Genomic DNA, 14,091 nt, shown 5'->3' with positions numbered 1-14,091 from the left:
ATATGAGTAAATATAAAATTAAACCAATACAAGCAACACCTGAATTATCAGGCAAAGATGCTGAATTATTTATAAGGCAAGTATTTAGTAAACCAAGTCAAAAGGAAATAGAGAGAAATGAAAGACTTTTAAAAATTATAACCTCGTGTAATACTCTCTAAGGCTTAGTAAAAATGATGGCTTATGTTTATACCTTGATTGCTTAGAATCGAATATAAGAGGTTGATTTTTTATACTGAAAGTGTTGGAATTTCAACAAGTGTTCCTGAGAGGAACATTTTATTTGGTGTTTAGTAATTTAAATGATGGCAGAAGTGTGACATAGATAATTATGTCTATCTGTTATAAATAAAAATAAGCATCTCTAATTGTTGAGATACTTATTTTAGATTGTTTTTATCTTGTATTAGTTTATCTACTAGATTATATTTTAATATTTTTTATCTAATATCAAATACTATATTTTAGTGAAAATTGGTATATTTTACCATTTACTCTTGATATAATAAAGAATATAAACTATTTAAATAGAATTAGGGGTATTGTATGGAAAATTATCTTTTTAATCAAAAGCTATTAAAAGAGAAATATAATATGGAAATAGATTTAGACTCATATGATTATAAACAGAGAAGATTGATTTTAGAAAAATGGAGAGATATAATTGATAATAAGTCTATTGATAAACTAAATGAAATTCAGCTTAAGGAAATATTTATATCAGATATTTTAAACAAGGTACTTAAGTATAAAAATCTTACAGATAATATTATAGATTATAATATAAAACCAGAAGAAAAAACTAAGATTGATGGAACAAGAGCCGATATTGTACTTGGTTATTTTTCCAATGGAGAAAATGATTATAGGGTAGCAATAGAATTAAAAAAACCAACAACTAATTTAGATGCAAAACAACTAAGAAAAAACAATCATAATACACCAGTAGAACAAGGGTTTTCTTACTTGCCTAAATATGGAAGAAATTGCACATGGCTTATTGTCTCTAATTTCAAGGAAATTAGATTGTATAATGCCAATGATGCTACAGAGTATGAATTTTTTTCTATTAAAGAGATATATGAAAAAGATGATGTATTTAAAAAATTTTTATATCTTTTATCATCTAAATCTTTAATTACCAAACATGGAAAATCTAGAGTTGAGATGCTTTGGGAAGAGAATATAAAACAAGAGGAAGCCATAGAAAAAGGTTTTTATGACCTATATAAAAACACTAGATTAAATCTATTCAATGATATACTTTTGAATAATAAAGAGATTTTGGATATAAAAACTTGTTTAACAAAAACACAAAAAATATTAGATAGAGTTATATTTGTTTGTTTTGCAGAACATAAAGGATTAATACCAGAGAATATCTTTAACACATGTATTCAAGTTGGGAAAAAAAGTGTATCCAGATTTGGAGTATGGGAGCAAGTAAAGGGATTATTTGAATCTATAGATTTGGGCAATGAGGATAAGGGCATAAATCAATTTAATGGAGGATTATTTGCAGAAGATTATACTTTGAACAATCTAAAGATACCAAATAAATGTTTCGATAATTTATATGATTTATCTTCGTATGATTTTAATAGTGATTTGAATGAGAATATATTAGGTCATATATTTGAAAAATCAATATCAGATTTAGAAGAATTAAAGCTAGAATTAAATCAAGTTAATATTAAGAAAAAGGATAGTAAGAGAAATAAAGACGGAATTTTTTACACGCCTAAATATATAACAAAATATATTGTAAATAATACTATACGAAAATATTTGGATGAGAAAAAAGAAGAATTAGGAGAAGATAAACTTCCAGAACTAAAAGAAGAAGACTATGAAACAGTTGTAGTTGGTAGAAATATACAACATAAACGTGTACAAGTTGTAGAATATAAAACTGATAAAATTCAAAAGTATATAAAATTTTGGGAAGACTATAGAGAAGTTATAAAGAATATAAAAATCTTAGATCCCGCTTGCGGAAGTGGAGCTTTTTTGAATGAAGCTTTTTCTATGCTTAAAAAAGAGGCTGAATCAGTAAATGGAATACTTCGTGATTTAACTGATGGTGAGATATCATTTTTTGACTTGGATGCTGATATCTTAAAGAATAACTTATATGGTGTTGATTTAAATGAGGAATCAGTAGAAATAACCAAATTATCTTTGTGGCTAAAAACAGCAAACAAACATAATCTATTGACTAGTTTAGATAATAATATAAAATGTGGAAATTCTATTATTGATAACAAAGAGGTTGATTATGATAAAGCTTTTGATTGGAATGTTGAATTTGAAGATATAATGAAATCGGGAGGGTTCGATATTATCATTGGAAATCCTCCATATGTTTCAACTAAAATGATTCCAGAAAAACATAGAGAATATTATTGGAAAAAATATAAGGATTTACTAATTAGCGAAATGGATTTATATGAGTTATTTTTATATGAGTTTTGCGAAAATAAAATGAAAAAAGATGGGTTTTTAGGATTTATAACACCCAATACATATTTTACAAATAAGAGTTTTGAAAATTTAAGAAAATATTTGCTTAAAAATGTATGTATCAATACTATTTTAGACTTTCCATATAGATTTTTTCCGTTTGAGGATGTAAATAAGGAAACTGCCATAATTATAATTAATAAAAAACTGCCGAACATTAAAAATAATATAAATCTTATAAGTATAAATAAAGAAAATATGAAAAGAGTTAATATATTCAATAGTAATACATATAACTCTGAAAATAAAATTACTATAAAAAGTATTATAAATGATTTGGATAATAAAATTGTTATACAAAGCAACTCAATAATATTAAAAATGCTCAAATGTAAGCATAAATTAGGTGATTATTTAAATTTACATAAAGGTTGGATGAGTGTTCCTAATAAAACAATTTGTGATGGAATTATATATGATAAGAAAATATTAAGCAGTAATGATATAAAAGATAATAACCAATTAAATGGAATTTTAAATAAATGTTTGGAAGGTAAGGATATACATAGATACTATACTGATAAAGTAGATAAATTTGTAAATATTGAAAACATAGATGACAAAACTATGAAATGGCACAAAGCACCTAAGATAATAACACAAAGAATAGTTGGTCAAAATCAAAATAAGATAATTGCAACAGTAGATATTGAAGGGACTATAATATTCCCTAGTGGAAATATCATAAATTTAATTAAAGAAGATAATTTGGAGGATATATATTTTTATATAGGAGTTATAAATTCTAGTTTAATAAATTACTTTTACAATAAATTTTATGGAGAATCAAATACCAACTTGACAGCAGATGCAGTAAAAAATATACCAATACCAAATTTAAAAAATGTTGATAAATCAATTGTTATAAATAATAGTAAAATACTAATAGATAAATATGATAAATTATATTTATATACTAATAAATTTTTGAAAAATGTATTTAAGATATTAAACATTGATAATAAGCCATCTAATAAATTATATCATTTTTATTTACTGGATTTTGATGAGTTTTGCAATGAACTTAGTAAAAAAAAGAAGGTTTCTTTTAAGAATATTGATGAATTGGAGGAGTATTTTATTAAGTATAAAGATGCTCTTAATAGAATCATATATGATATAAATGTATGCGAAAATACGATTAATACTTTTGTATATAATTTGTATGACATAACTGAGACAGAAATTAAATCTATAGAAGATATCTGCAAGACGACAAAAGATGCTGTGGTTACAAGCTTAGCTTATTAATGAAGCAATTAGAAAGTCTACTTAAAGTAGGCTTTTTATTATTCCCTTTTATGTTATAATTCAATGATGACATGGGTATGACAAGTATAATTTAAAAAAGAGGTATATCTTAATTATCCTCTTCTTTTTGTTTATTAAAAACATTTACAATATTAACAATAGCTTCTAATTCATCATTATTCAATTTTTGAGACTTTGAATATAATTCATCTAATAAACTAGATTTTTTGAATAATTTATTGTTTTCTTCTATATTATTTGATGCTTCTGATTTAATAATTTTAGAATATGATGTAGCAGTTGTTGATTCTGAATGGTTATTTTTTTTTCTCATATAAATTGAATAATCATTCATTGCAGAATCATAAAGCCCCATATTTTCGTATGCTTTTCCTCTTTTCCTATATGCATCTAGATACTCGTTATTTATACTAAGAATTTTTGAAAATTCTTCAATAGCATCTTCATATCTTTTTAATATAGTATATACATTTCCTAACCCCTCATGTGCCTCTATGCATTCAGAATCAATATCAATTGCTTTTTGATAAGTTTCAATAGATTCTTTATATTTATCAACTAGAGAATATGAGGATGCCAAAAGACAGTATGCACGTGCGTCATTTGGATTTATAGATATACTTTTTTGAGCAGATAAAATACTTCTTTCAGTTAAATCAAGTATTTTTTCTTCAAGTGCTGCACTTTCAATCTGTTTTTTCAATTGATTAGTAGTTTCCTTAGAAATTTCTTGATAATCAAGGATGTTTTCATAATCAATTTCTAGTGCATCTGCAATTTGAGATAGAAATTTTATATTTGGATTTCTTTTACCATTTTCGTAGTTATAGATAGCATTTTTTGAAAGTCCAGATTCACTTGCTAATTGCTCTTGTGTCCATCCTTTTAGAAGCCTATATTTTTTTATGTTTTTTCCTATATTGCTTTCAGACATTCATATCACTCCTTATATCAATTATACAACAAAATCATACATTTGTAAAAATTATTCCTACAAAAAGGTTGAAAATAGTAAAAAATGGTATTATAATATAATCACACAATATTACAACGAATGTATGAAAGTGTATGGGTGATACAAAAAAAGGCTCTACAGACTTTGGCGAGTGGTAGAACCTTTTAAAGAGTTGATATAATCATCAACAAAGTTAATTTGATTATATCAACTTCTTATAAAAAATACAAATGTTAAAATAAGGAGGTTGGGTATGAGTATAATCAATACTGTGGGGAGATTTCAGGGGAATACATTAGAAAAAAACACGCAAAGAATTGAAATGATAAGGTTTGTAAAACAAGACATTAGCTTATCAGTTATAATTAAGAAGTTTTTAGATAATGTAAAAGATTATAATTTGAAGAATGTGAGATACATAATTGAAAATGAATTGTTCTTTGAGAGAGTTTCTATCGATATCATATGTAGATATATGGATTTATTGAATAAATATACTGATATAGAATATGAGTTTAGAGAAGTCTACAAGTTAAAGGCTCAAAATGGTTTTAGAAGGACTATGGATTATTTGGTTAGACAAACATATTGATGGAGAAGTAAAGAAAATATAGATAAATATTTAAAAATGATGTTGTGGAAATAGGAGTTTTGGCTTCTATTTCCTTTTGTAGTATAAATTTTCCTTTAGACTTGATATAATTAAAGTATCAGAATATAGGGGGAAATATTATGGAAGAATATTTAGGTGGTTTAATCTTTATAGGAGCAGTTTTAGGATTATTTATTATTTGTTTTTTTATATCAAATGCAATAGATGATGCCAAAGAAAAAGAAGCTAGATTAGAACGAATAGCAGAAAGAAATAGAAAAAAATCGAAATCGGAAATAGAGATGGAAAAATCTATGACAAAATGTAAAATTTCTGGTAACTCATATAGTCCTAGATTTGTATTGTGTGATAATGGAAAAATATATTTTGTTTATGGAAATTCAAGTTCAATTTTAGAAAAAGATATAAAAGATTTATTAGATGTCAGGTTTAATATGCAGACAAGAGAAAAAAATGTAATGAAAATTATATCAATAGTTCCTGCATATAATAAATATATTTTTGTTGAAAAAATAAGTTTAATTTTTACATTTACATCAGGTACACATGAGGTATTCTATATTCCTGAATATAAGAACATAGAAAATTTAGATATTCAAGAGAAAATTAAAGAAATGGAAAGTAGTAAGATAGTCATAGAAAACGAAATGAAAATATTTAAAAATGAATATGATAAGTCTAAAAATACTATTGCTGAAAAAGAAAACAAGGACATTGAAATTAAAAAAACTAAAGTTAATGAAGTTAAGAGTATAGAAGAATTAGTACCTACAGATGAAGAAATTACAAAATTAGAAGATAAAGTATATGAGTGGGGAAGATTTCTTATTAATGAAAAGAATGAATTATATTTTATACAAAACAAAGAGAAAATTAAAATAAATATAAAAAAAATAAGCAATATAAGAATAGTATTACTTCATGATAGAAATATAATTTATGATAATGATTATATTCCAAAAGATATAGATGAAATAAGAGAGGAAGTCCATATATTGAGACTTGTAATAAAAATGAATTCTAATTGTAAGCAATATAAAGATTATGAAATGGTGGCACAGAAACCAGAAAGTGATAAATCAATTTTAGATAAAATATTTGAAGATGTTCAAATATTTAGAATGAAAATACAGCAAATAATAAATAATGAGAATATGTAAGATATAGTATAAAGTAGAAGATTAAATAGTCTTCTATTTTTTTATGTAAAAAAGGAGTGTGGTTTAATGAGTGAATTTAAGATTAAGACCAGTATAGAACTGGATGATGAAAAAGCTAAAGCCCAACTGAAATCATTACAGACATCTGCTAAGGAAAATAATATAAAGCTAAATGTGGAGATGAATACATCCTCATTAAAAAACTTGAAACAACTAGAAAGTGTTTTAACTAAAATCAACGCTTTAAGTGCAAAAACTCAAAACAACTTATTTGGAGGTAAATCCAGCAAAGGTTCTAGCTTGGGAGTAAATAGTTTACTATCCGATTATCAGAAATTAATTAATAAGAAAAATACAATTGAAAAACAAATGTCCAAGACTACGAATGTCCAGTCATATACAGAATTAAATGGGCAATTAACCAGAACTATTAATCAAATCTCTAATCTAGGTTCTGCATTAGATAATCTAAAAGGGAAAACTCAAGTTAACGATAGTGCATTTGATAATATGCAGAGGTCTTTAGCAACAACTTTTCAAAAAGCTCAAGCTGATATAGAAAAAATGCAAAATCAGATTAGTAAACTTAGACAGAATAGATTTTTAAATAATGCTCAATTAGATGAATTAGACAAGTTGTCCTCGAAATTAACTAGATTATCTAGTACAGAATTAAAGGGATTGAAATTCGAGAGTATGTCAAGATTACTATCTGATGTACAAGCTGTTCAAAATGGAATTTCTAAATTTAAACTTCCGAATATAAATAATAGTATGTCGGCTCAATTTAAAACACTTCAAAAAGATGCAGCTCAATTAGAATCAAGAATAGCTAAGCTATCAAATTCTAAGTATGCTAATTCTTCTCAGCTAAATGCCATGTTAAATGATTTAAAAAAAATACAAAGTTTAGATTTTAGAAATATGAATAGTAGTGGAATGACCGCTGCAATTACTGGTTTAGAATCAATGAAAAACAAGGTTAAAGAAGTAGAAGGTGCTATTAAAAATACTAAGCTAGATGTTAAATTTAATATGAATCTTTCTAAAGTAATTTCAGATTTGAATAGGCTTAGACAAAAATGTTTAGAATTGGGTCAATCAACTGCTGGAATTGATAAACTCGAAAAAGAATTAATGCAATTAAATAGTATGCCTCTAGGTCAAAAAGTAAAGGAATTAGATGCAATAAAAAATAGAGTAAATAATATGAAATCTAATTTCACAGGATTAGGAACTAGTGTAAAAACAACAAGTGGTTTCTTTAGTGATTTATATGGCTCGATGAGAACTTACACTCTAGGTAATATGATAGGTATGTCTATTACAAATGGTGTAAGAAACATTAAAACAACCATTATTGAATTAGATAGTGCTTTAAGAGATATGATGAAAGTAGCACCTGATAACTTTGAAGGGACAAGTGAACAATTAAAGAATGTAAAAAATTCAGCAATTGAAGCTGGTATAAGCGTTGCTCGTTCAAGTACTGACATAATTGAAGGAACATCAAAAGCTTTACAAACAGGAATACATAATGTCAACGATGCTATGGAGTATGCAAAAAAATCAGCTCAATTTAGTAATGTTTCAGATTTATCACAAGAAGATTCAAATAAGTATCTGACATCAATAATGTCAGCATACGGTGGGGTGGCTAACAGTTTAAAACCTCTTCGTACTGAATTGCAAGGTGCAGGAAAAGATTATAATAATCTAACAAAGTTCTCAGACCTTGCCAATTATGCTGGTTAACAAAATAGCCCCTTTATATAGTAATATATAATTGAACTCAGAATATCAGGGAAAATCCTTAGAGCTTTAATTACCAAGCGTTAAAGAAATTGAAGCGTGGCATTGCTAATTACAATGGTATGGTAATAAGATTAGAGATTGGATAATCCTGAGACACAGTCCTAAGTCAATTGATAAGGAAAGGTCGCAACGACTACCAATGAGTATCCTAAATGGATAGTGGTATAGTCTATTCCCCTAATAAATATCGAGAAATCGAGGGTGTGAAAGAATAATTTTGCTGTTACAACTGGGGACGTTGGAGCCGCTTTACAGAGAAGTGCAAGTGTATTAGCTGGATTTGGAACTTCAATGGAAGATTCAATTGCATTAGTGGTTGGAATGCAAGAAAGTACTCAAAATGCTAAACTTTTGGCGTGTTAATTAGAAATAATTAATATTATGAGGGGGCAAAATCGGTGAAGGCTGAGATGTTACCACCGAGGTAAATTAAAGAATTAAAAAACTTTAATCACCGTAACGCATAGGAAATGAACCTATGCTATTTTTATGTTTAAAATAGTATAGAATAGAATTTTCCCACGAGTGTCCTCCACCTTAACATTAAGTTGAAGGTGAAAATGTATGCTGAGCTTACATTAATAAGAAATGTAAGAACATAAGGATAAAAAGCCTTATGGATAACAATTTGGAAAAAACAGGTACAGCTTTAAAAAGTATTGCAGTGAACCTAGCAGGAGTAAAGGCTTCAGCTAAGGAAGGAACATTAGAGGCTAATAAGACAAATAAAGCTTTCAAACAACTAGCCAATATAGATATTTGGAATAAACAAACTGGTGAAATAAAAGGAACAATGGATGTTCTAGGTGAGTTAAATACAAAATGGGGCGACCTTAATGATGCCCAAAAAAATGGTATCGCCGAAGCAGCGGCTGGAAAATATCACATAAATAGTTTTGTAGCTTTAATGAACAACTGGAAACATGTCATAGCTTATCAGGAACAGTATAAACAGGGGTTAATGGTAGGGTCTGCTGATAAAGAAAATGAGAGATTTATAAATTCAGCAGAAGGAAAGATTATAAAGTTAAAAGAAAGTCTAAAACAATTAGTTACAGATACTATATCAACTGATATGTTTAAGAGTAGTTTGGATGGATTATCTGGAGTTACTGGAATTTTAAATGGGATAACTAAGGCAGCAGATAAAATGCATATTTCGCTTCCTGTAGCACTGGCAAGTTTGTCGGCTTTGTTTATGACAATCAAAGCATTAGGAACTAAAAAAACTGTTCCTAATTTAGTGGGTTCAGGACTTGATTTCTTTAAATATTCAAAACGCTCATTAGGCATGAATTCCCAAGAGCAAATGAAAGAACTTAACAGAGCAGTAGTTGGAACTGAAGGAAAGATAAAAGGAATTACCATTGCAACTAAAGGATATGCACTTTCTGCTACAGCAATGAATAAAGCTACTAAAAAGGGTGTTCCCAATTTAAAAAATACATCCTTAGAAACAGCTAAACTATCTAAACATTATAAAAAATTAGGAATAAGTTCAAATCAAACAGCTTTAGCTAATGGTAAAATCTCAAAGTCATATAAAGATTTAGTGGCAAAAAATAGAGAATTATCAGGTTCTAATAAGGCTATAGTTAGCTCTAATGAGGAATTATTGGCTACCTCTGGAAAAGTATCAAAAGCAACTAGACAAGTAAATGAAAATGCTTCTTCGGTAAAAAAAGGTGCTTCAATAGTAAATAATGGCTTAAAAAATATGGGGCAATCATTAGCGAATAGTAGAATTATGAACTTTGGCAAAGGTATTGCTTCTACTGTAGGAAATTCTTTAGTATTAACTGCTGCATTTGCGGGAATTAGTTTATTAGCAAGGGGATTAGAAAATTATGCAAACAGAGAAGAAAATGCATATCAAGCTAGAAAGAAAAATATACAAACTTCAAAGCAACAAATTAATTCATATGAAAGCCAAAAGGTTCAATTACAAGCACTTGCAGAAGAATATGATAATTTATCTAAAAAAGAAAATAAGTCTAAAGAAGATAATAATAGATTAAATGAACTAAAACAACAGATTGGAAAAATAAAACCAGATTCAGTTATAGGTACAGATGAAAATGGAATACCTATTTTAAAAGGTCAGGTCACTGATTTAATTGCTGAAATAGACAGAGCTATTAATGCAAAAGAAAGATTGATGTCCTATGATAAACATGACAATGCAGAAACAGCTGCTAAAAAATTAAATTCTCCAAGTAAAAATCCAAATAAAACTTTGGAAGAAAGAATGAGAGAAAGTGAAACTGGTAAGCTTGTAAAAATAGAGGAAGATTATACGGCAGAAGTTGAAAAGAATAAAAAAAGACAAGAAAAAGCAATAGAAAAATATAATAATTCAACTGGCAGAGCAAGAGATAAAGCTAGAAATGAATTGATGTCAGCTAAAGCAGAAGAAGAGAAGATATATTTCAAATATGATGAAATGTATAGAAATCAAGTGGGCAAGATTCAAGGATATTCAAAAGAAATAGGAGATGGAATTTTCTCTAACATTAAGAATAAAACTCTTTATAGTGGATTAGAAGGAAATGATAAGTCTAATTTTGCTGGACTTGAGAGTTTATTTGATTTTAGTGAGGTTACACCAGATACTTTAGTAGACACAGAACAAGCAGTTAATAAATTACTTACTGCTGTTAGAAGTGGAAAAGTTGATGTAGGAGATTTATCTAAAACTCTTAAAGATGCCAATGAAGAATTTGCTAGAACACAAGATATAGAGAAATATAATCAAACAATAGATAAAACAGCTAAGAGCATAGCTAAAGCGACTAATACAGATGTTAATATATGGGAAAATTTATTTGGTCAAGTTAATCCTAATGGTATTAAGGATATGACATCAATAAATACATTATTAGCGAAGTTTGGTAAGACAAAATTAGATTTGGCCAATGGTGATGAATTTGCAATGCAACTTCAAAATCAATTTGATAGCATACAAAACATCTTAGATACAACAACAATAACTGGAGATGTGAAAGTTGATGCAAATATATTAACTGACATTAAAAATACTAAGGAAGTTCCTAGCCAAGTTAAAGGTATGATAGATTCTTTATTAGGAACAGGGGCAAGTTCCACTGATGTATTGAAGTTCACAATGGATGTTTTAATGGAGTTACAAACTGGTGACCCAGATATAACTAAACTTCAAAATGACTTAGATAACAAATTTGGAAAAGGTACGTTTACCATAACCCCAGAAATACTTTTAAGTGATGATTCAGGTCAAGCTAATGTAAATCAAATAATAGATAGTTTAAAACAGAAGTATGAGGAAGTCCCAGAAGAAGTTACTACAATCATTCAAGCAAATCCTACCACAACATTACAAGAAGCTGATTCATTAAAGCAAATGTATGATAGATTTCCAAAAGAAATAAATACTATCATAGAACAAAAGGGTGCAGATGAAGGTGGCAAAAAGGTATTAGAGTTAACTTCTAAATATAAGAAGATACCATCTAAGCTTAGAACTAGTTTAGAAACAGATGGTGTTGGACTAGAAAAGGCTGTACAAATCTCAGAAATATATAATAAAATACCACCAGAACTAAAGACATACCTATTAGCTGATGGGAAAGATGCTTTATATAATGCTACAAGTTTAAAAGATGCATTAGAACATATTCCAAAAGAGAAAATAACTGAAATATATTTAAATAAAAATGAAAATAACTTTGGGATACAAGATTTAATAACCTCATTAGATAAAATTCCTATGAGTAAAGAAGTAAGAATTGACATCTATAAAGCGTTAACAGAAGGGGATATAGACGCTCTAGGTAAAGCCATTGAAAGCCTACCACCAGATAAAAGAGTAGAAGTAATTGCCGAAATAGAAAAAGCTAAAGATGATATTAAAACTATTAGTTCTTCTGAAATAGCAAATAAAATTTTTACTATAGAGGTTAAGGATTTAGCATCTGATACTATTGAGTGGATTCAAAATAAGCTAAAAGAAATAAAGGGTGACAAAGATAAAAAAGACCCTGTTGAAGATGCGAAAAATTCTACTGAAGAAGCTATAGGAAAATCTTCAAGCAATAAAAATCCTTTAAAATCAAAAGCAAAAGAAGCTAATGATGTAGTTGACCATATATTAAATACTCCTGTTACAAAAGAAATTAAACTACAGGTAGAAAATAGAGACTTTAAAAAACAATTAGATTCAATTACACAACTTGATGGTAGAGACGAAGTAAAATTAAAACTTGAATCTTCAGGTGTGAATATAGAACAGGTAGGAGTATTTTTAGATACAATAAAGAATCTCCCTACAAGTTCAACATTTACAAATAAATTTATAGTTGATAATGTAGATAGTTTAAAAGGATTAAAAGATTATCAAGCTGTAGTTGAATGGATTAAAAATAATCCTACAATGGCAATGGACTATGATATCAATATAAATAATTTAGAAAACTTTGATGAGCTAAAAGAAGTCTATACTAGTTTAGATACAAAAGAGAAAAAACAAGTATTTGCGGAATTTGTAATTAATAATCCAAATAAATTAGAAGAATTTCAAGAATTATATAGTAAGACTCCCGAAGATACTAAAACCGCTGTTATTAATTTTGCTGTTGAAAATGCAGATAAATTAAGAAGTGCAATTGATTTATATAATACTACACCAGAAGAGCAAAAAGATAAAGTTTTAAATTTTATATTGAATAATCCAGATAAGTTATATTTAATTCAAAGTCTCTATGATGACTTTCCTGATAATAAAGATATTATAGCCAACCTTATAGTAAATAATCCAGAAGCATTAGATGAGGTTGAGAAATTAAATGCTTTAGATTTAAATAAAGATGTAAAAATAAACATAATAAAATCTCTTGCAAATGGAGATATTGATTCATTAGTTGAAGAAATAGATAAATTGCCTCCTGATAAACAAGTTGAAGTAATTGCAGCGGTAGAAGGAGCTATTGCTGGGATAGATAGTGTTGATAAAAAAACACTAAGTCCTAAATGGGCTAAATTAAAAGCAGATGCAACTGACGCAAATAATAAAATCAACCAAACTGAGAATAAAAAGATAAGCGACAAAAGCTTCAATATTATAGGTCATGTTAGTATAATTTCAAAAGTAACAAGTGGACTTGTTGACCTTGCTCATAATGCTGGGCTTGGTGGAGGAAAGAGTACTAGAAAAAGTGTACAATCTATAAATTCTACAGAAACACAACCAATCCCAGCCAATCTATCAGCTCAACCTAGAGCATCAGAACCAGTTCCCATAAGTGAAGAAACTCCTGTAACAAAGCCATCCTTATTCTCAAGAGTAGTATCAAGAGCAACAGCACCAATAAAAGCTCTTAAAACACTAACTCAAGACACTCCAATAGATAAAAATTTTGATGCTATTATAAAATATGAAATAGAGTTATTTAAAGAATTAGAGAACCAACTTTCAAAAGTAACAAATGAATTGTCTTTGTTAGATAAACAAATGAAAAATGCTACTAATGAGCAGAAACTCAATTATCTTAAAAAACAAAATGAACTATATAAAGAGCAGGAAAGACTTTTAAATAGAAAAGAATCTCTTGCAAAAGATGAAGCAAATAGATTTAAAAAGGTATTGAGTGATAAAGGTTTCAAGTTTAACTCTGATGGAAACATGACAAATTATGAAGAGTTATCTATAAAAAAAGAAAAAGAATTAGCTAAACTTGAAGCAGAAGCAAATAAAGAGAAAGCATCTGATAAGACTAAGA

At 27.8% G+C, this 14,091-nt stretch carries 7 protein-coding genes; 6 read left to right on the top strand and 1 reads right to left on the bottom strand.

Translation table 11 applies throughout. The features are described from left to right. The first annotated feature begins 2 nt into the window (after positions 1–2). Both IC213_RS18645 and IC213_RS18640 read left to right on the top strand, forming a co-directional pair. Entirely contained in the window at positions 3–161 is a 159-nt protein-coding gene (locus tag IC213_RS18645; protein ID WP_227863415.1) for a hypothetical protein, read from the top strand. A 385-nt stretch (positions 162–546) separates the two neighbouring features. Then, positions 547–3,774, top strand: a complete 3,228-nt coding sequence (locus IC213_RS18640; RefSeq protein ID WP_227863414.1) for an Eco57I restriction-modification methylase domain-containing protein — start codon at positions 547–549, stop codon at positions 3,772–3,774. A gap of 109 nt (positions 3,775–3,883) precedes the next feature. Here IC213_RS18640 and IC213_RS18635 read toward each other — a convergent pair whose 3' ends face one another. Next, the gene (locus IC213_RS18635) at positions 3,884–4,729 is read right to left on the bottom strand and encodes a tetratricopeptide repeat protein (protein WP_227863413.1); all 846 of its coding nucleotides are present in this window, start codon (positions 4,727–4,729) and stop codon (positions 3,884–3,886) included. Positions 4,730–5,003: 274 nt separating this feature from the next. Here IC213_RS18635 and IC213_RS18630 point away from each other — a divergent pair, with 274 nt between their 5' ends. The 4 genes from IC213_RS18630 to IC213_RS18615 all read left to right on the top strand — a co-directional run. Beyond that, positions 5,004–5,342 (top strand): hypothetical protein, encoded by a 339-nt coding sequence (locus IC213_RS18630; RefSeq protein WP_227863412.1) that lies wholly within the window; start codon positions 5,004–5,006, stop codon positions 5,340–5,342. Between the two features lie 140 nt (positions 5,343–5,482). Then, on the top strand, positions 5,483–6,523 hold the full coding sequence (locus tag IC213_RS18625; protein ID WP_227436961.1) for a hypothetical protein: 1,041 nt from the start codon (positions 5,483–5,485) through the stop codon (positions 6,521–6,523). Between the two features lie 66 nt (positions 6,524–6,589). Further along, complete coding sequence (locus tag IC213_RS18620; RefSeq protein WP_227436963.1) at positions 6,590–8,278, top strand: phage tail tape measure protein; 1,689 nt, start codon at positions 6,590–6,592, stop codon at positions 8,276–8,278. A 676-nt stretch (positions 8,279–8,954) separates the two neighbouring features. Further along, positions 8,955–14,091, top strand: a 5,137-nt coding sequence (locus IC213_RS18615; RefSeq protein ID WP_227863411.1) for a hypothetical protein, incomplete at its 3' end; no start/stop codon positions are given.

The organism is Clostridioides sp. ES-S-0049-02, from assembly GCF_020658465.1.
Lineage (GTDB): Bacteria > Bacillota > Clostridia > Peptostreptococcales > Peptostreptococcaceae > Clostridioides.
This window is presented reverse-complemented; position numbering and strand designations above follow the sequence as displayed.